28 protein-coding genes are annotated in these 18112 nt (G+C 63.2%); all 28 read left to right on the top strand.

Translation table 11 applies throughout. The features are described from left to right. Positions 1-12 precede the first annotated feature (12 nt). The 28 genes from fusA (at position 13) to ACTU6V_RS14470 (ending at position 17941) form a co-directional block, all read left to right on the top strand. Positions 13-2127, top strand: coding sequence for an elongation factor G (gene fusA / locus ACTU6V_RS14605; protein WP_443468809.1), 2115 nt, complete (start codon positions 13-15; stop codon positions 2125-2127). A 153-nt stretch (positions 2128-2280) separates the two neighbouring features. Continuing rightward, positions 2281-3471 (top strand): elongation factor Tu, encoded by a 1191-nt coding sequence (gene tuf, locus ACTU6V_RS14600; RefSeq protein ID WP_443468810.1) that lies wholly within the window; start codon positions 2281-2283, stop codon positions 3469-3471. 153 nt (positions 3472-3624) lie between these two features. Then, entirely contained in the window at positions 3625-3837 is a 213-nt protein-coding gene (locus ACTU6V_RS14595; protein ID WP_443468811.1) for a hypothetical protein, read from the top strand. Positions 3838-4191: 354 nt separating this feature from the next. After that, positions 4192-4500: a 30S ribosomal protein S10 gene (rpsJ, locus tag ACTU6V_RS14590; protein WP_017201594.1), complete on the top strand. Its 309-nt coding sequence runs from the start codon at positions 4192-4194 to the stop codon at positions 4498-4500. 10 nt (positions 4501-4510) lie between these two features. Next, the gene (gene rplC, locus ACTU6V_RS14585) at positions 4511-5170 is read left to right on the top strand and encodes a 50S ribosomal protein L3 (RefSeq protein WP_417508713.1); all 660 of its coding nucleotides are present in this window, start codon (positions 4511-4513) and stop codon (positions 5168-5170) included. A gap of 2 nt (positions 5171-5172) precedes the next feature. Then, on the top strand, positions 5173-5835 hold the full coding sequence (rplD, locus tag ACTU6V_RS14580; RefSeq protein WP_443468812.1) for a 50S ribosomal protein L4: 663 nt from the start codon (positions 5173-5175) through the stop codon (positions 5833-5835). Beyond that, positions 5832-6155: a 50S ribosomal protein L23 gene (gene rplW, locus ACTU6V_RS14575; protein ID WP_417508709.1), complete on the top strand. Its 324-nt coding sequence runs from the start codon at positions 5832-5834 to the stop codon at positions 6153-6155. Before rplD ends, rplW begins: the two co-directional genes overlap by 4 nt. 21 nt (positions 6156-6176) lie before the next feature. Next, positions 6177-7016: a 50S ribosomal protein L2 gene (gene rplB / locus ACTU6V_RS14570; protein ID WP_443468813.1), complete on the top strand. Its 840-nt coding sequence runs from the start codon at positions 6177-6179 to the stop codon at positions 7014-7016. A gap of 12 nt (positions 7017-7028) precedes the next feature. Next, positions 7029-7310: a 30S ribosomal protein S19 gene (gene rpsS, locus ACTU6V_RS14565; RefSeq protein ID WP_017201589.1), complete on the top strand. Its 282-nt coding sequence runs from the start codon at positions 7029-7031 to the stop codon at positions 7308-7310. A 25-nt stretch (positions 7311-7335) separates the two neighbouring features. Then, positions 7336-7734: a 50S ribosomal protein L22 gene (rplV, locus tag ACTU6V_RS14560; protein ID WP_194421677.1), complete on the top strand. Its 399-nt coding sequence runs from the start codon at positions 7336-7338 to the stop codon at positions 7732-7734. Further along, complete coding sequence (gene rpsC / locus ACTU6V_RS14555; protein ID WP_443468814.1) at positions 7734-8492, top strand: 30S ribosomal protein S3; 759 nt, start codon at positions 7734-7736, stop codon at positions 8490-8492. The genes rplV and rpsC overlap by 1 nt, the downstream gene beginning before the upstream one ends. Next, entirely contained in the window at positions 8492-8911 is a 420-nt protein-coding gene (gene rplP / locus ACTU6V_RS14550) for a 50S ribosomal protein L16 (protein ID WP_417508700.1), read from the top strand. Before rpsC ends, rplP begins: the two co-directional genes overlap by 1 nt. Beyond that, positions 8911-9228: a 50S ribosomal protein L29 gene (gene rpmC, locus ACTU6V_RS14545; protein ID WP_147037971.1), complete on the top strand. Its 318-nt coding sequence runs from the start codon at positions 8911-8913 to the stop codon at positions 9226-9228. Before rplP ends, rpmC begins: the two co-directional genes overlap by 1 nt. Beyond that, positions 9228-9542 carry a 30S ribosomal protein S17 gene (rpsQ, locus tag ACTU6V_RS14540; protein ID WP_206476036.1) on the top strand — a complete coding sequence of 105 codons (315 nt, stop codon included), beginning with the start codon at positions 9228-9230 and terminating at the stop codon, positions 9540-9542. Before rpmC ends, rpsQ begins: the two co-directional genes overlap by 1 nt. A gap of 26 nt (positions 9543-9568) precedes the next feature. Continuing rightward, positions 9569-9937, top strand: coding sequence for a 50S ribosomal protein L14 (gene rplN / locus ACTU6V_RS14535; protein WP_378745198.1), 369 nt, complete (start codon positions 9569-9571; stop codon positions 9935-9937). A 2-nt stretch (positions 9938-9939) separates the two neighbouring features. Continuing rightward, the gene (gene rplX / locus ACTU6V_RS14530; protein ID WP_443468815.1) at positions 9940-10299 is read left to right on the top strand and encodes a 50S ribosomal protein L24; all 360 of its coding nucleotides are present in this window, start codon (positions 9940-9942) and stop codon (positions 10297-10299) included. Next, positions 10299-10889, top strand: a complete 591-nt coding sequence (gene rplE, locus ACTU6V_RS14525) for a 50S ribosomal protein L5 (RefSeq protein ID WP_443468816.1) — start codon at positions 10299-10301, stop codon at positions 10887-10889. The genes rplX and rplE overlap by 1 nt, the downstream gene beginning before the upstream one ends. Before the next feature lie 123 nt (positions 10890-11012). Further along, positions 11013-11411: a 30S ribosomal protein S8 gene (gene rpsH / locus ACTU6V_RS14520; RefSeq protein ID WP_443468817.1), complete on the top strand. Its 399-nt coding sequence runs from the start codon at positions 11013-11015 to the stop codon at positions 11409-11411. A 6-nt stretch (positions 11412-11417) separates the two neighbouring features. Then, entirely contained in the window at positions 11418-11954 is a 537-nt protein-coding gene (rplF, locus tag ACTU6V_RS14515) for a 50S ribosomal protein L6 (RefSeq protein ID WP_417508693.1), read from the top strand. Between the two features lie 2 nt (positions 11955-11956). After that, a complete protein-coding gene (gene rplR / locus ACTU6V_RS14510; protein WP_443468818.1) occupies positions 11957-12316 on the top strand; it encodes a 50S ribosomal protein L18 in 360 nt (119 codons plus the stop codon). Next, positions 12313-13023, top strand: coding sequence for a 30S ribosomal protein S5 (gene rpsE, locus ACTU6V_RS14505; protein ID WP_443468819.1), 711 nt, complete (start codon positions 12313-12315; stop codon positions 13021-13023). Before rplR ends, rpsE begins: the two co-directional genes overlap by 4 nt. Continuing rightward, positions 13023-13208, top strand: coding sequence for a 50S ribosomal protein L30 (gene rpmD, locus ACTU6V_RS14500; RefSeq protein WP_017201575.1), 186 nt, complete (start codon positions 13023-13025; stop codon positions 13206-13208). The genes rpsE and rpmD overlap by 1 nt, the downstream gene beginning before the upstream one ends. Further along, positions 13208-13858, top strand: coding sequence for a 50S ribosomal protein L15 (rplO, locus tag ACTU6V_RS14495; RefSeq protein WP_443468820.1), 651 nt, complete (start codon positions 13208-13210; stop codon positions 13856-13858). Before rpmD ends, rplO begins: the two co-directional genes overlap by 1 nt. Positions 13859-13959: 101 nt before the next feature. Next, the gene (gene secY / locus ACTU6V_RS14490) at positions 13960-15282 is read left to right on the top strand and encodes a preprotein translocase subunit SecY (protein WP_417508686.1); all 1323 of its coding nucleotides are present in this window, start codon (positions 13960-13962) and stop codon (positions 15280-15282) included. Then, positions 15279-15893, top strand: coding sequence for an adenylate kinase (locus tag ACTU6V_RS14485; RefSeq protein WP_443475913.1), 615 nt, complete (start codon positions 15279-15281; stop codon positions 15891-15893). The genes secY and ACTU6V_RS14485 overlap by 4 nt, the downstream gene beginning before the upstream one ends. A 3-nt stretch (positions 15894-15896) precedes the next feature. After that, positions 15897-16745 carry a type I methionyl aminopeptidase gene (gene map, locus ACTU6V_RS14480; protein WP_443475912.1) on the top strand — a complete coding sequence of 283 codons (849 nt, stop codon included), beginning with the start codon at positions 15897-15899 and terminating at the stop codon, positions 16743-16745. A gap of 170 nt (positions 16746-16915) precedes the next feature. Further along, positions 16916-17479 carry a hypothetical protein gene (locus ACTU6V_RS14475; protein WP_443475911.1) on the top strand — a complete coding sequence of 188 codons (564 nt, stop codon included), beginning with the start codon at positions 16916-16918 and terminating at the stop codon, positions 17477-17479. Between the two features lie 39 nt (positions 17480-17518). Then, on the top strand, positions 17519-17941 hold the full coding sequence (locus ACTU6V_RS14470) for a hypothetical protein (RefSeq protein WP_443475910.1): 423 nt from the start codon (positions 17519-17521) through the stop codon (positions 17939-17941). Positions 17942-18112: the final 171 nt, after the last annotated feature.

Genomic DNA, 18112 nt, shown 5'->3' with positions numbered 1-18112 from the left:
AAGGACACTCCTGTGGCACAAGACGTGCTCACCGACCTGAGCAAGGTCCGCAACATCGGCATCATGGCGCACATCGATGCTGGCAAGACCACCACGACCGAGCGCATCCTGTTCTACACGGGTGTCAACCACAAGCTCGGCGAAACGCACGATGGCGGCGCGACGACTGACTGGATGGAGCAGGAGAAGGAGCGCGGCATCACGATCACGTCTGCCGCCGTGACCTGCTTCTGGAACAACAACCAGATCAACATCATCGACACCCCCGGCCACGTGGACTTCACCGTCGAGGTGGAGCGTTCGCTCCGCGTCCTCGATGGCGCTGTCGCCGTCTTCGACGGCAAGGAGGGCGTTGAGCCCCAGTCCGAGACCGTGTGGCGTCAGGCTGACAAGTACAACGTTCCGCGCATCTGCTTCGTCAACAAGATGGACAAGCTCGGCGCTGACTTCTTCTACACGGTTGACACGATCGTCAACCGCTTGGGCGCAAAGCCTCTCGTCATCCAGATCCCGATCGGTGCAGAGAGCGACTTCGTCGGGGTCGTTGACCTCGTCGAGATGCGTGCACTCGTCTGGGAGGGTGACTCCAAGGGTGACGTGACCATGGGTGCTTCTTACGAAGTGCAGGAGATCCCGGAGAACCTCAAAGAGAAGGCTGCGGAATACCGTCAGCGCCTCCTCGAGACCGTCGCCGAGACCGACGACGCGCTTCTGGAGAAGTTCTTCGGTGGCGAAGACCTCACGGTCGCCGAGATCAAGGGCGCCATCCGCAAGATGGTCGTAAACAGCGAGATCTACCCGGTGCTGTGTGGTTCGGCGTTCAAGAACCGTGGTGTTCAGCCGATGCTCGATGCAGTCGTCGACTACCTGCCGAACCCCCTCGACGTCGGTGCCATCGAGGCACACGACCCGAAGGACTACGACACGATCATCAAGCGCAACCCCAGCTCCGAGGACCCGTTCGCGGCTCTGGCGTTCAAGGTTGCTGTGCACCCGTTCTTCGGTCGCCTCACCTACATTCGCGTGTACTCGGGCCACCTGGACTCCGGCTCGCAGGTCGTCAACTCGACCAAGGGTAAGAAGGAGCGCATCGGGAAGATCTTCCAGATGCATGCCAACAAGGAGAACCCGGTTCCCGCGGTCACCGCAGGTAACATCTACGCGGTCATCGGTCTGAAGGACACCACCACTGGTGACACCCTGACTGACGTGGCAGCTCCCGTCGTCCTCGAGTCGATGACGTTCCCGGATCCGGTTATCGAGGTTGCGATCGAGCCGAAGACGAAGGCCGACCAGGAGAAGCTGGGTGTTGCCATCCAGAAGCTCGCTGAAGAGGACCCGACCTTCCGCACCGAGCTCAACCCCGAGACTGGTCAGACGACCATCAAGGGCATGGGCGAGCTGCACCTCGACATCCTCGTTGACCGCATGAAGCGCGAGTTCAACGTTGAGGCCAACGTCGGTAAGCCGCAGGTGGCTTACCGCGAGACGATCAAGAAGTCCGTCGAGAAGCACGACTACACGCACAAGAAGCAGACCGGTGGTTCGGGTCAGTTCGCGAAGATCCAGTTCAACATCGAGCCGCTTGCGCTTGATGCTGACAAGACCTACGAGTTCGTGAACTCGGTCACGGGTGGTCGCATTCCGCGCGAGTACATCGGTTCGATCGATGCTGGTTTCCAGGATGCGATGAACGTTGGCGTGCTCGCCGGCTTCCCGATCGTGGGCGTCAAGGCGACCATCGTCGATGGTGCTGCACACGATGTTGACTCGTCTGAAATGGCGTTCAAGATCGCGGGCTCCATGGGCTTCAAGGAAGCTCTGCGCCGTGCCAACCCGGTTCTGCTTGAGCCGCTGATGGCCGTTGAGGTTCGTACGCCCGAGGAGTATATGGGCGACGTCATCGGCGACCTGAACTCGCGTCGTGGCCAGATCCAGTCGATGGAAGATTCCACCGGCATCAAGATCGTTCGCGCACAGGTTCCGCTGTCCGAGATGTTCGGATACATCGGCGACCTGCGCTCGAAGACTTCGGGTCGCGCTGTGTACTCGATGGAGTTCGACTCGTACTCCGAGGTCCCCAGGGCCGTCGCGGACGAGATCATCCAGAAGATCAAGGGCGAATAAGTCCTTAAGCCGACCGGCCCCTTCGCGGGGGCCGGTCGGACAACACACAACTTCACAAAGCTCTCTCTACTAAACTGAGAATCAAACCCCGTAGGGAACCGGTCACAATCCAGTGCCCGGCAATCTCTACACGAACGTCCTGAGGAGGACCCAGTGGCCAAGGCCAAGTTCGAGCGGACCAAGCCGCACGTCAACATCGGAACCATCGGTCACGTTGACCACGGCAAGACGACGCTGTCCGCAGCCATCTCCAAGGTGCTCGCCGACAAGTACCCGTCGGACACCAACGTGCAGCGTGACTTCGCCACGATCGACTCGGCGCCGGAAGAGCGCCAGCGTGGTATCACGATCAACATCTCGCACATCGAGTACGAGACCCCCAAGCGTCACTACGCACACGTTGACGCTCCCGGCCACGCCGACTACGTCAAGAACATGATCACCGGTGCTGCTCAGATGGACGGCGCGATCCTCGTGGTTGCCGCTACTGACGGCCCGATGGCTCAGACCCGTGAGCACGTTCTGCTCGCCAAGCAGGTCGGCGTTCCGTACCTGCTCGTCGCGCTGAACAAGAGCGACATGGTTGACGACGAAGAGATCCTCGAGCTCGTCGAGCTCGAGGTTCGCGAGCTTCTCGCCGGCCAGGGCTTCGACGAGGACGCACCCGTCGTCAAGGTCTCGGCTCTGAAGGCACTCGAAGGCGAAGAGAAGTGGGTCGACGCGATCCTCGAGCTCATGCAGGCTGTCGACGACAGCGTTCCGGACCCGGAGCGTGACCGCGACAAGCCGTTCCTCATGCCTGTTGAGGACGTCTTCACCATCACCGGTCGTGGAACGGTCGTCACCGGCCGCGCCGAGCGTGGCACCCTCGCCATCAACTCCGAGGTCGAGATCGTCGGCATCCGCCCGACGCAGAAGACCACGGTCACTGGTATCGAGATGTTCCACAAGCAGCTCGACGAGGCGTGGGCCGGCGAGAACTGTGGTCTGCTGCTCCGTGGCCTCAAGCGTGAGGACGTCGAGCGCGGCCAGGTCGTCGTGAAGCCGGGTTCGGTTACCCCTCACACGAACTTCGAGGGCACCGCGTACATCCTGTCCAAGGACGAGGGTGGCCGTCACAACCCGTTCTACACGAACTACCGCCCGCAGTTCTACTTCCGCACCACCGACGTCACCGGCGTCATCTCGCTGCCTGAGGGCACCGAGATGGTCATGCCTGGTGACACCACCGACATGTCGGTCGAGCTGATCCAGCCGATCGCCATGGAAGAGGGCCTCGGCTTCGCCATCCGTGAGGGTGGACGCACCGTCGGCGCCGGTACGGTCACGAAGATCAACAAGTAAGTTCTCTTACTTCAGCACAGGGGTCGGGCCTTCGGGCTCGGCCCCTTTGTCGTTCTCCTGACCGGCACGCTTCCTCGTAGCCGGTGCACAGTGCACAATGGGGAGTGCCGACGGGTGCCCGTTGGTGACAGAGATCCGAAGGGGGACCCGCACATGGCTATCGACGATCTGGTGAACAAGGGCAAGGACCTGTACGAGCAGAACAAGGACAAGGTCGACAGCGCGCTCAAGAGCGAGCAGGCGGAAGACGTCAGCGACAAGGTGCTCGACGGAGTCGCGGACTTCGCGAAGAAGATCGCCCCAGACGCCTCGGCGAAGATCGACGAGATCCGCGACGCAGCGGACAAATCGATTGGCAACGAGTAGTCTCACCCACTGAAGGCGGCGCATTTTCGGATGCGCCGCCTTCGCTCTGCTCATGCGGGGATCGAGCGCGACACGCCCGGGTTTGCGTAAGTGAAATCGGCCATGGCAGAATAGATAAGTTCCACATTCCGGAGGTGCGCTATGCGCGCTGGAAGGATCACTACCACGGCAGTGCATAGGCGGCGCATAAGCGCAGGGTTCTAGGCCGCGGGTAGCAGGACAAGCCCCGACACCTCGCATCGACGTTTCGTCGTGCGTGACGGGCTGATAGAAGAACAGTGGCGCAGTGCGTCCAATGCCCCAGAGTCATCCGGCTCTGGACGGTACGACGCTTTATAGAGAGATGAGCAGACAATGGCGGGACAGAAGATCCGCATTCGCCTGAAGTCGTATGACCACGAGGTCATCGACACGTCGGCGCGCAAAATTGTCGACACCGTGACCCGTGCGGGCGCGACTGTCGTCGGCCCCGTGCCGCTTCCGACCGAGAAGAACGTCGTGTGCGTTATTCGGTCGCCCCACAAGTACAAGGACAGCCGCGAGCACTTCGAGATGCGCACCCACAAGCGCCTCATCGACATCGTGGACCCGACGCCGAAGGCTGTCGACTCGCTGATGCGTCTCGACCTCCCGGCTGACGTCAACATCGAGATCAAGCTGTAAGGGGTCTCGCATGGTTGACATCAATTCAAAGATTTCCAAGGGAATGCTGGGCACCAAGCTCGGCATGACCCAGGTGTGGAACGCGGACGGCAAACTCGTCCCCGTCACCGTCATCGAGCTGGCACCGAACGTGGTCACCCAGGTCCGCACGCCCGAGAAGGACGGCTACAACGCTGTTCAGATCGCTGCTGGCCAGATCGACCCCCGCAAGGTGAACAAGCCCCTCACCGCTCACTTCGAGGCCGCCGGCGTTACGCCGCGCCGTCACGTCACCGAGATCCGCACCGCGGATGCTTCTGACTACTCGCTTGGTCAGGAGATCACGGTTGACGGACTCTTCGAAGCCGGTCAGCTGGTCGACGTCGTCGGCACCAGCAAGGGCAAGGGCACCGCTGGTGTCATGAAGCGCCACAACTTCAAGGGCGTTTCGGCATCGCACGGTGCACACCGCAACCACCGCAAGCCCGGCTCCATCGGCGCATCGTCGACCCCGAGCCGCGTCTTCAAGGGCATGCGCATGGCCGGCCGTATGGGTGGCGAGCGCGTGACCGTCCTCAACCTGACGGTGCACGGCATCGACGCCGAGAAGGGACTGCTGCTCGTCAAGGGCGCCGTCCCCGGTGCTCGTGGCCGCGTCGTCTACGTCCGCAACGCAGTGAAGGGTGCCTGATCATGGCTGACTCGACTCTCGCGCTCGACGTTCTCAATGCCGACGGCAAGAAGGCTGGCTCCATCGAGCTGCCCGCCGCGCTTTTCGACGTCAAGACGAACATTCCGCTGATCCACCAGGTCGTCGTCGCGCAGCGCGCGGCGGCTCGCCAGGGAACGCACTCGACCAAGCGTCGTGGTGAGGTCTCCGGTGCTGGCCGTAAGCCCTTCAAGCAGAAGGGCACCGGTAACGCCCGCCAGGGCTCGATCCGCGCGCCGCACATGACCGGTGGTGGCATCGTCCACGGCCCGAAGCCGCGTGACTACTCGCAGCGCACCCCCAAGAAGATGATCGCTGCCGCCCTCCTGGGTGCGCTCAGCGACCGCTTCCGCGGTGAGCGTCTGCACGCCATCGAGTCCTTCGGCATCGACGGAGCTCCTTCGACCAAGGCAGCCGCGACTTTCCTCGCGACCGTCGCATCCTCGAAGAACATCCTTGTCGTCACCGAGCGCAACGATGAACTGACCACGAAGAGCATCCGCAACCTTGCGAACCTCCACGTGCTCAGCTTCGACCAGCTCAACGCGTACGACGTGATCGTCTCCGACGACATCGTCTTCACCAAGGCCGCTCTTGAGGGCTTCATCGCCTCCAAGACCAGCGCAACCGAGGAGGTCTCGGCATGACCGAGCAGAACGGCGCCCTCCAGTCGGCGTTCAACAAGGACCCCCGCGACATCATTCTGAAGCCGGTTGTCTCTGAGAAGAGCTACTCGCTGATCGACGAAGGCAAGTACACCTTCCTCGTCGACCCGCGCGCTTCGAAGACCGAGATCAAGCTCGCCATCGAGAAGATCTTCGACGTCAAGGTCGCGTCGGTCAACACGATCAACCGCGTCGGCAAGGCCCGTCGCACCCGCTTCGGCACCGGAAAGCGCAAGGATACCAAGCGCGCCATCGTTGCTCTGAAGTCGGGCACCATCGACATCTTCACGGCAATCGGCTGACCCGGGGGATAAAGGACAATCATGGCTATTCGCAAGTACAAGCCCACGACCCCCGGTCGCCGTGGCTCGTCAGTGGCTGACTTCGCCGAGATCACTCGATCGACGCCCGAGAAGTCGCTGCTGCGCCCACTGAGCAAGACCGGTGGCCGTAACAACCAGGGCCGCATCACCACCCGCCACATCGGTGGTGGACACAAGCGCCAGTACCGCGTCATCGACTTCCGTCGTAACGACAAGGACGGCGTGAACGCCAAGGTCGCTCACATCGAGTACGACCCCAACCGCACCGCACGCATCGCGCTGCTGCACTACTTCGACGGTGAGAAGCGTTACATCCTCGCCCCGAACAAGCTGAAGCAGGGCGACGTCGTCGAGAACGGCGCATCGGCTGACATCAAGCCGGGCAACAACCTTCCGCTGAAGAACATCCCCACCGGTACCGTGATCCACGCGATCGAGCTCCGCCCCGGCGGCGGCGCGAAGATGGCTCGCTCGGCCGGAGCATCCGTTCGTCTGGTTGCTAAGGACGGCCCCTACGCGCAGCTTCGTCTGCCGTCGGGTGAAATCCGCAACGTCGACGCACGCTGCCGCGCCACGATCGGCGAGGTCGGCAACGCCGAGCAGTCGAACATCAACTGGGGTAAGGCCGGCCGCAGCCGCTGGAAGGGCATCCGCCCGACCGTCCGCGGTGTCGCGATGAACCCGGTCGACCACCCGCACGGTGGTGGCGAGGGCAAGACGTCCGGTGGACGTCACCCCGTCTCCCCCTGGGGTCAGGCCGAGGGTCGTACCCGTCACGCCAACAAGGAAAGCGACAAGTACATCGTGCGTCGTCGCACCGCCGGCAAGAAGCGTAAGTAGGAGTAGAAGAAGATGCCACGGAGTCTCAAGAAGGGCCCCTTCGTCGACGAGCACCTGCTTCGCAAGGTCGTCGTGCAGAACGAAGCCGGTACCAAGAACGTCATCAAGACCTGGTCTCGCCGGTCCATGATCATCCCGGCAATGCTGGGTCACACGATCGCGGTCCACGACGGACGCAAGCACATTCCTGTGTTTGTCTCCGAGACCATGGTCGGTCACAAGCTGGGCGAGTTCGCGCCCACCCGCACCTTCCGCGGCCACGAGAAGGACGACAAGAAGGGCCGTCGCCGCTAACGCGGCGACGATAGAGGAGAGAGAAATGGTGGAGTCCATCGCACGCGTGCGACACATCCGCGTGACCCCTCAGAAGGCTCGTCGTGTCGTCGCGCTCATCAAGGGCAAGCAGGCCCAGGAAGCTCTGGCGATCCTGAAGTTCGCCCCGCAGAGCGCCAGTGAGCCGATCTACAAGCTTGTCGCGTCGGCTATCGCCAACGCACAGGTGAAGGCGGATCGTGACGGCGAGTACCTCGACGAGCAGGACCTGTACGTAGCTAATGCCTACGTCGACGAGGGCACGACGCTCAAGCGTTTCCGTCCCCGTGCACAGGGTCGCGCTTTCCAGATCAAGAAGCGCACGAGCCACATCACGGTCGTGCTCTCGACGCCTGAGGTCGCTGCTGCGGCTGAGGGCGACAGCAAGAAGAAGGCGAGCAAGTAATGGGCCAGAAAGTAAACCCGTACGGCTTCCGCCTCGGAATCACCACGGACCACGTGTCTCGTTGGTTCTCGGACTCGACCAAGCCGGGGCAGCGTTACGCCGACTACGTGGCCGAGGATGTCAAGATCCGCAACCTGCTGAAGACCCAGCTCGACCGAGCTGGTGTCTCCAACATCGAGATCGAGCGCACCCGCGACCGCGTCCGCGTCGACATTCACACCGCCCGTCCGGGCATCGTGATCGGTCGTCGTGGAGCCGAGGCCGAGCGCATCCGCGGTGACCTCGAGAAGCTCACCGGCAAGCAGATCCAGCTGAACATCCTCGAGGTGAAGAACCCCGAGGCTGACGCTCAGCTCGTCGCACAGGGCATCGCCGAGCAGCTCTCTGCTCGTGTGGCGTTCCGTCGTGCGATGCGCAAGGGCCTCCAGGGCGCGCAGCGCGCTGGAGCCAAGGGCATCCGCATCCAGGTCTCCGGCCGCCTCGGTGGCGCCGAGATGAGCCGCTCGGAGTTCTACCGCGAAGGTCGTGTGCCGCTGCACACACTGCGCGCGAACATCGACTACGGCTTCTACGAGGCGAAGACCACCTTCGGCCGCATCGGCGTGAAGGTCTGGATCTACAAGGGTGACCTCACCGCTAAGGAGCTCGCTCGCGAGCAGGCCAACGCGCCGAAGTCACGCGGTCGCGACGACCGTGGTGGCGACCGTCGTCGTGCCCCGCGTAACGAGGCACCTGTTGCAGAAGGAGCGTCGGCATAATGCTCATCCCCCGTAAGGTCAAGTTCCGCAAGCAGCACCACCCGGGTCGCTCGGGTCAGGCTACCGGCGGCACGAAGGTCTCCTTCGGCGAGTACGGCATCCAGGCTCTGACCCCCGCGTATGTGACCAACCGTCAGATCGAGGCAGCTCGTATCGCGGTGACCCGTCACATCAAGCGTGGTGGAAAGGTGTGGATCAACATCTACCCCGACCGTCCGCTCACGAAGAAGCCTGCTGAAACCCGCATGGGTTCCGGTAAGGGTTCTCCCGAGTGGTGGGTCGCAAACGTCAAGCCGGGTCGCGTCCTCTTCGAGGTCGGCGGTGTCAGCGAGGAACTTGCTCGCGAAGCACTGACCCGAGCCATTCACAAGCTGCCTCTGAAGGCACGCATCATCAAGCGCGAGGAGGGCGACGCGTAATGGCGATCGGCACCAAGGAGCTCGCCCCGGCAGAGCTCGACACGTTCGAAGACCAGCGCCTCGTTGAGGAGCTGCGTAAGGCCAAGGAGGAGCTTTTCAACCTCCGATTCCAGTCGGCTACCGGCCAGCTGGAAAGCCACGGCCGCATCCGCGCCGTCAAGCGCGACATCGCGCGCCTCTACACGGTGATCCGCGAGCGCGAGCTGGGCATTCGTGCCACGCCCGCGCCCGTCGAGGCCCCGGCCAAGAAGGCGTCCAAGTCGAAGGCGAAGAAGACCGAGGATGCCTCGGCTGACGCCGAAGGGAAGGCTGAGTAATGGCCACCAAGAAGGAAGCGGCAGCGGAAGCTCCCGTCTCGCACGATGTGCGTGACGAGAACGCCCGCGGTTACCGCAAGACGCAGCGCGGCTACGTCGTCAGCGACAAGATGGACAAGACCATCGTTGTCGAGGTCGAAGACCGCGTGAAGCACCCGCTCTACGGCAAGGTCATCCGCCGTACCGAGAAGCGCAAGGTGCACGACGAGACCAACTCGGCGGGCATCGGCGACCTGGTCGTCATCAGCGAGACCCGTCCGCTCAGCGCCACCAAGCGCTGGCGTCTGGTCGAGATCGTCGAAAAGGCCAAGTAAGCCGCAGGCTTACTTAAGGAGTAATAGTGATTCAGCAGGAATCCCGCCTCAAGGTCGCCGACAACACCGGCGCGAAGGAGCTGCTCACGATCCGTGTTCTCGGTGGTTCGCGCCGCCGTTACGCCGGTCTGGGTGACACCATCGTCGCCACCGTCAAGGACGCGATCCCGGGTGGAAACGTCAAGAAGGGCGATGTGGTCAAGGCCGTCATCGTCCGTACCAAGAAGTCTGTCCGTCGTCCGGACGGCTCCTACATCAAGTTCGACGAGAACGCCGCCGTCCTCCTGAAGAGCGACGGGGAGCCTCGCGGCACCCGCATCTTCGGACCGGTCGGTCGCGAGCTTCGTGACAAGAAGTTCATGAAGATCGTCTCGCTCGCCCCGGAGGTTATCTGATCATGGCGAACATCAAGAAGGGTGACCTGGTTCAGGTCATCTCGGGTGCTAAGCCCGAGCGCGGCGGAGACCGCGGCAAGCAGGGCAAGGTCCTCGAGATCCTTGCCGCGCAGAACCGCGTGATCGTCGAGGGCGTGAACTACATCACCAAGCACACCCGCGTCGGCCAGACGCAGCGTGGCACCAAGACGGGCGGCATCGAGACTCTCGAGGCTCCCATCCACATTTCGAACGTCGCACTCGTCGACCCCGAGACCAAGAAGCCGACCCGCGTCGGCCGCCGGGTCGAGGAGCAGACCAAGGACGGCGTCAAGCGCATCGTTCGTGTGCGTTACGCGAAGAAGTCAGGTAAGGACCTCTGATGAGCACCGAGACTGCCGCGCCGGCTGGCAAGATCCAGCCGCGCCTGAAGCAGAAGTACAAGGCCGAAATCCAGCAGAAGATGCAGGAAGAATTCGGCTACGAGAACGTGATGCAGATCCCCGGTCTCGTCAAGGTCGTCGTCAACACCGGTGTCGGTGAGGCGGCTCGCGACAGCAAGGTGATCGATGGTGCGGTCGAGGACCTCACCAAGATCACCGGCCAGAAGCCGATCGTCACGAAGGCCAAGAAGTCCATCGCGCAGTTCAAGCTGCGTGAGGGCCAGGCCATCGGCGCGCACGTCACCCTCCGTGGCGACCGTGCGTGGGAATTCGTCGACCGTCTCGTCTCGCTCGCACTGCCCCGCATCCGCGACTTCCGCGGCCTGTCGGGCAAGCAGTTCGACGGCCACGGAAACTACACCTTCGGTCTCCAGGAGCAGAGCGTGTTCCACGAGATCGATCAGGACAAGATCGACCGCGTTCGCGGCTTCGACATCACCGTCGTCACCACTGCGAAGACGGACGACGAGGGTCGGGCACTGCTCCGTCACCTCGGCTTCCCCTTCCAGGCGGAGGACGCAAAGGCGTAACACTGCGGACCCCTGCCCGTCGGGCAGGGGTCCGGTGTGCGCTTACAATTGAAGATTGCATCTCATAGAAGGTCGTCTGTCGTGTAACGGCAGCCGAAACCTCATGATCAAAGGAAAATACTCATGACAATGACAGACCCGGTCGCAGACTTGCTGACCCGTCTGCGCAACGCGAACTCGGCACACCACGACTCCGTGTCTCTGCCGTCGAGCAAGCTCAAGACCAACATCGCCGAGATCCTCAAGCAGGAGGGTTACATCTCCGGCTACGAGGTCAGTGACGCACGCGTCGGACAGAACCTCACCCTCACGCTGAAGTACGGTCCCAACCGTGAGCGTTCGATCGCGGGCATCAAGCGCGTGTCGAAGCCGGGCCTGCGCGTTTACGCGAAGTCCACGGAGCTCCCCAACGTCCTCGGCGGCCTTGGCGTGGCCATCCTGTCCACCTCCTCCGGTCTTCTCACCGACCGTCAGGCTGAGCAGAAGGGCGTAGGCGGAGAAGTTCTCGCCTACGTGTGGTAATTCGAAATGTCGCGTATTGGACGACTTCCCATCGAGATCCCCGCGGGCGTCACCATTTCGGTTGACGGACGTGCGGTTGCGGTGAAGGGCCCCAAGGGTGAACTCACCCTCAATGTGGCCAGCCCCATCGAGGTCGCGGTCGAGGACACCCAGGTGGTTGTCTCCCGTCCCGACGACGAGCGTGAGTCCCGGTCGCTTCACGGCCTGACCCGCACGCTCATCAACAACAACATCATCGGCGTCACTCAGGGCTACACCAAGGGCCTCGAGGTCGTCGGCACCGGTTACCGCGTGCAGCAGAAGGGCAGCTCGGTCGAGTTCGCTCTCGGCTTCTCGCACCCGGTCCTGATCGACCCGCCCGAGGGCATCACCCTGACGGTCGAGGGCAACAACAAGCTCACCGTCAGTGGCATCGACAAGCAGGCTGTCGGCGAGGCAGCTGCGAACATCCGCAAGATCCGCAAGCCCGAGCCGTACAAGGGCAAGGGCGTGCGTTACGCCGGCGAGGTCGTGCGTCGCAAGGCCGGAAAGGCTGGTAAGTAACCATGGCTGTGAAGTCGAAGTCCGACGCCCGCGCGCGTCGTCATGCCCGTCTTCGCAAGAAGATCGTCGGCACCGAGGCGCGTCCGCGTCTTGTCGTGAACCGTTCGGCCCGCCACGTCTTCGTCCAGCTGGTCGACGACAGCAAGGGCCACACCGTTGCCTCGGCGTCCACCCTCGAGACCGAGCTGCGCTCGTTCGACGGTGACAAGACCGCCAAGGCCCGCAAAGTCGGAGAGCTCGTCGCAGAACGCGCCAAGGCTGTCGGTGTCACCGAGGTCGTCTTCGACCGCGGTGGTAACCGCTACGCCGGCCGTGTCGCGGCGATCGCCGACGGCGCCCGCGAAGGGGGGCTGGCACTGTGAGTGACAACAAGGAGAACGAAGTGACCACCGAGCAGCCTGCTGCTGAGAACGCACCGGTCGAGACCGCTGCGTCCACCGAGCAGCCGCAGCGCGACGAGCGCCAGGGCCGCCGCGGTGGCCGCGACCGCGGCCAGGGTGGCCGTGACCGCAACTCGCGTGACCGTGGGGACAACCAGTTCCTGGAGCGCGTCGTCACCATCAACCGCGTCTCGAAGGTCGTGAAGGGTGGTCGACGGTTCAGCTTCACCGCTCTCGTGGTCGTCGGTGACGGCAACGGTCTGGTCGGCGTCGGCTACGGCAAGGCCCGCGAAGTTCCTCTCGCCATCTCCAAGGGTGTCGAAGAAGCCAAGCGGAACTTCTTCCGTGTTCCCCGCGTCGGCACCACGATCCCGCACCCGGTTCAGGGCGAGGCCGCTGCCGGTGTCGTTCTGCTCCGTCCGGCTGCTGCTGGTACCGGTGTTATCGCTGGTGGTCCGGTTCGCGCCGTACTCGAGTGCGCTGGTGTCCACGACGTTCTGTCGAAGTCGCTCGGTTCGTCGAACACGATCAACATCGTGCACGCGACCGTCGCGGCGCTCAAGAGCCTTGAGGAGCCTCGCGCTGTCGCGGCTCGTCGTGGTCTTGACTACGACGCCGTCGTTCCGGGCATCATCATCCGTAACGAGGCAAAGGCGGCTGCTGCAGCCGCTGCAAAGGTAGGTGCCTGATGGCCGCCCGTCTGAAGGTGACCCAGATCAAGTCCAAGGTGAGCGAGAAGCAGAACCAGCGTGACACGCTGCGCAGCCTCGGTCTCAAGCGCATCGGTGACACCACCGTTCGCCCCGACGACGCGCAGACGCGCGGCTACGTCAAGACCGTCGCCCACCTCGTAAAGGTTGAGGAGATCGACTAATGGCTGAGAAGAACGACGCCGTCGAGGAGAAGGCCGCAAAGGCCCCCGCCAAGAAGGCTGCCGCTCCCAAGGCTGCGGCTGAGAAGAAGCCCGCTGCGAAGAAGGCGCCTGCAAAGGCCGCTGCCGACGCGAAGGCACCCAAGGCTGAGCCCGCTGCGAAGAAGCCTGCTGCGAAGAAGGCCAAGCCTGCGGCGGATGCTCCGGCCTCCCGTCCAGGAGTGCTCAAGGTTCACCACCTGCGTCCGGTCCCCGGTGCCAACACCGCGAAGACCCGTGTCGGTCGCGGTGAGGGCTCCAAGGGTAAGACCGCTGGTCGCGGAACCAAGGGCACCAAGGCTCGCAACACCGTACGCATCGGGTTCGAGGGTGGGCAGATGCCTCTGCACATGCGCACCCCGAAGCTGCGCGGCTTCAAGAACCCGTTCCGCGTCGAGTACCAGGTCGTGAACCTGGCCAAGCTCGCGGAGCTGTACCCGAAGGGCGGCGACGTCACCGTCGGCGACCTGGTCGCAAAGGGCGCCGTTCGCAAGAACGAGAAGGTCAAGGTCCTCGGCAACGGCGACATCGATGTGAAGCTCACCGTCTCGGTCGACAAGGTCTCGGGATCTGCTGAGCAGAAGATCGTGGCCGCTGGCGGAACCGTCAAGTAGTCACATCAGAGAGGGGTCGGAGATTCTCCGGCCCCTCTCTGCGTTACGCTGGTCTTTCGGCCGCCCTCAGCGGACCGGCAACCATTCCTGGAGGAACGCCCTTGTTTAGCGCTATCGCGCGGATCTTCCGCACCCCCGACCTACGGCGGAAGATCGGTTTCACCCTGGCGATCATCGCCCTCTACCGGCTCGGCTCGCATGTGCCGGCTCCGTTCGTGCACTTCCCGAACGTCGAAGAGTGCCTGCGTCTGAATGCGGGTACTGAAGGGCTGCTGAGCCTGGTCAACCTCTTCTCGGGCGGCGCTCTGCTCCAGCTCTCGATCTTCGCTCTTGGCGTTATGCCCTACATCACGGCGACGATCATCACGCAGCTGCTTCGTGTGGTCATCCCGCACTTCGAGGCGCTGCACAAGGAAGGTCAGGCAGGACAGGCCCGCCTGACCCAGTACACCCGCTACCTCACGATCGCACTTGCACTGCTACAGTCGACGACTCTCGTGACGGTCGCGCGAAGCGGCCAGTTGTTCGGAACAACCGACATCGCCGCTTGTCAGCAGCTGCTGACCAATGACGTCTGGTGGGCTCAGCTGCTCATCATCATCGCCATGACCGCGGGTACGGGCCTCATTATGTGGTTCGCAGAGCTGGTCACCGAGCGGGGTATCGGCAACGGAATGTCGCTGCTCATCTTCACCTCGATCGCTGCGACCTTCCCGTCCGCGATGTGGATGATCTTCGAGTCGAACGGCTTCGAGACATTCCTGCTTGTTCTCGCAATCGGAATCGTGGTCACCGGCCTCGTCGTGTTCGTCGAGCAATCGCAGCGCAGAGTTCCCGTGCAGTACGCAAAGCGTATGGTCGGTCGCCGCACATACGGCGGCACGAACACCTACATCCCGATCAAGGTGAACATGGCGGGTGTGATCCCGATCATCTTCGCGTCGTCGCTGCTGTACATCCCGATGTTGATCGCACAGTTCAACACTCCGCAGGATGGTTCGGAGCCGGCCGGCTGGGTCGTCTGGATCTCGCAGAACTTCACCACAGGCGACCAGCCGCTGTACATGGCGGTCTACTTCCTGCTGATCATCGGATTCACCTACTTCTACGTCGCGATCACGTTCAACCCGGTCGAGGTCGCCGACAACATGAAGAAGTACGGCGGATTCATCCCCGGCATCCGCGCGGGGCGTCCGACGGCCGAGTACCTGGACTTCGTGCTCACGCGCATCACGTTCCCGGGGTCCATCTATCTCGGTCTGATCGCACTCATCCCGCTCATCGCTCTGGCCACCGTCAACGCGAACCAGAACTTCCCGTTCGGCGGCGCGTCGATCCTCATCATCGTCGGTGTGGGACTGGAGACGGTCAAGCAGATCGATGCGCAGCTCCAGCAGCGTCACTATGAAGGGCTTCTCCGTTGACACAGGCTCAGCACACCGCAGCATCCGCTCGTCTTCTGATCGTCGGCCCGCAGGGCTCCGGCAAGGGCACGCAGGGCGTGCGCATCGCTGAGGCCTACGGTATCCCCGTCGTCTCGACTGGCGATATCTTCCGCGCCAACATCAAGGGCGGAACCGACCTCGGCAAGCAGGTCACCGCGATTCTCGACCGTGGGGATCTCGTGCCCGACGAGCTGACCGGTGAGATCGTGCGCGATCGCCTGTCGCAGGATGACGCTGTGCATGGTTTCCTGCTCGACGGCTATCCGCGTAACGCCGCACAGGTCGGTCACCTCGACGAGTTCCTCACCGCTCGTGGTGAGTCGTTGGATGCCATCATTCTGCTAGACGTTCCGCGCGACGAGAGCATCGCGCGTCTGAAGCTTCGCGCAGAAGAGCAGGGCCGTTCGGACGACACCGAAGAGGGCATTGCGCACCGTCTCGACATCTACGAGAACGAGACTGCGCCGATCCTCGCTGTCTACGGTGAGCGAGGCATCGTCGACCGCATCAACGGCGTCGGCTCGCTCGACGAGATCACCGAGCGGATCATGTCGGCGCTGCAGGCGCGTGGCTTGACGCTCGCGGCCTGAGCTGTGTTCCGTCGCTCGATCTACAAGACCCCAGCGCAGCTGCGGGCGATGATCGAACCTGGACTCATCACCGCAGCCTCACTCGACGCTGCTGGCGCGGCGATTCGTGCCGGGGCGTCGACAGCGGAGGTTGACTCTGCGGCGTCCGCTGCGATCACGGACCGTGGCGCCGAGTCGAACTTCAAGCTCGTGCGCGGTTACCGCCACACCACGTGCATCTCGGTGAACGAGCAGGTCGTGCACGGCATCCCCAGCGCACGCGTATTGGCGCCCGGCGATATCGTCTCGGTTGACAGCGGTGCGCAGTTCCAGGGATGGAACGGCGACAGTGCACGGACATTCATCGTGCCCGACCCGGAGCGACCGGAACTGGTCGCGCGGCGCTCGGAGCTGTCTCGCGTCACCGAGGGCTCGATGTGGGCGGGGATCGCCGCGATGGCATCCGTTTCTCACATCGGCGAGATCGGTGCGGCGATCCAGGAATACATCGAGGCACAGGGCTCTTCTGAGGTTTCGGGCTCGACCTACGGCATCCTGCGCGAGTACGTGGGGCACGGCATCGGGCGCAAGATGCACGAGGCGCCGAGCGTGTTCAACTACCGCACACCCGATCCAGGGGCTGAGATCAAGCCGGGTCTGGTCCTTGCGATCGAGCCGATGGTCACCGCCGGGGGAGAAGACACCCTGGTCGAGGATGACGACTGGACGGTCTCGACGGTCGACGGCACTGACGGCTCGCACTGGGAGCACTCGGTCGCATTCCACGCCGACGGTATCTGGGTGCTGACTGCCGCTGACGGCGGCGCCGCGGGCCTCGCCCCGTTCGGCATTGTGCCGGTGCCGGTGGCGTAGCCTCGCGCCGCGCGAAAAACGTCTTGCTGCATGAAAAACGTGGTGCCAGCACCTGTTTCATGCGGCAAACCATTTCTCGTGGCGTGACGACTTGTCCTGCACCATCCGCGGTCCGAGCTGAAGCTGGGGATAGCGCCGTGTGAGAGCGCCGGTTCGGGCACGATGAGCGGATGCCATTGACACTGCTCGACCGCGCGTGCGCGGTCTCCCCGCTTCCGCTGTGCACGACCGAAGATACTCGGCGGCTCGGCATCCGACTGAATTCGGCCTGGCTGCGCGTGCGCAAGGGGATATATGTCGACCGCGCCGCGTATGACAAGCTTCCGGCGCGCAAGAGGTACGCCGTGCGCGTGTATGCGTTCCTGCGCAAGAACCCGGATGCTGTGCTCTGCCTCGAGTCGGCGGCTGTCATCTGGGGCCTGCCGCAGTTCAACGAACCGAAAGACATCCACGTCTTCGACCCCGATCGCACTGCGTCGTGGCGGTATGGAGATGTCTGTGTGCACACCAGTCGGGATCCCCGCGAGATCGAACAGGTCAACGGGGCCAACGTGACCAGCATGCTGGACACCGTCTGCGATCTCGTTCGGGTCGTTTCACCGGCACAGGCGCTCGCTATCACGGATGCTTCGATCTCGCCGGTGCAGGGCGGACTGCTCAGGCGCAGCGAACTTCGGGAGCGGGCCGGCGGCCAGCAGAATCAGCGTGGGCGAGCACGAATGCAATCGGTGTGAGAACTGGCTGATCCGCTGGCGGAGTCACCCGCTGAAAGCGTGAGCCGAGCAGTCATCCTCTGGAGCGGGTTCGAGGTGCCGGTGCTGCAGCGCGAGTTCTTCTATGAGGGCGAACTCGACCGGGTCGACTTCTTCTTCAAGTCGGTCCGCGCTATTGGCGAGTCTGACGGCTGGGGCAAGTACAACCTGGAGGATCCTGCCGAGGCGGCGAACAAGCTCAAGGACGAGAAGCGCCGTGAGGATCGGCTTCGCCGTCACCAGCATCCATTCGCTCGATGGGAAATGCGCGGCATCTGGAAGGTGACCCCCTCTGTCAGGCGCTGGTGTCCATCGGCGTGCCGATCGTCCGGCCGCGGCAAGACGCAATGCTGGTCACGCTCACGCACAATTCGCGGGCGAAGCCGTGGAATCACCGCGCCTGACCTCGCCTGCGCTGCGCGCGAGAAACGGCTAACTGCATGAGGCAGGTGCTGGCACCACGTTTCTCATGCAGAAGGACGTTTCTCGCGGGGGAATGGCCCGGGGAAAGCGCGAGCAGGGGGTGAGGGAGGGGGTCGCGCTCCCTGCGGGGGCATAGGATTCTGGGGAAAGATGAAAGGGTATGGGCGCTCGGCGCCACCCTCCTTCTACTGA

The organism is Microbacterium zouquanmingi (assembly GCF_052266675.1).
Taxonomy (GTDB): domain Bacteria; phylum Actinomycetota; class Actinomycetes; order Actinomycetales; family Microbacteriaceae; genus Microbacterium.
The sequence above is the reverse complement of the archived record's forward strand: the minus strand, read 5'-3'. Positions and strand labels throughout refer to the sequence as shown.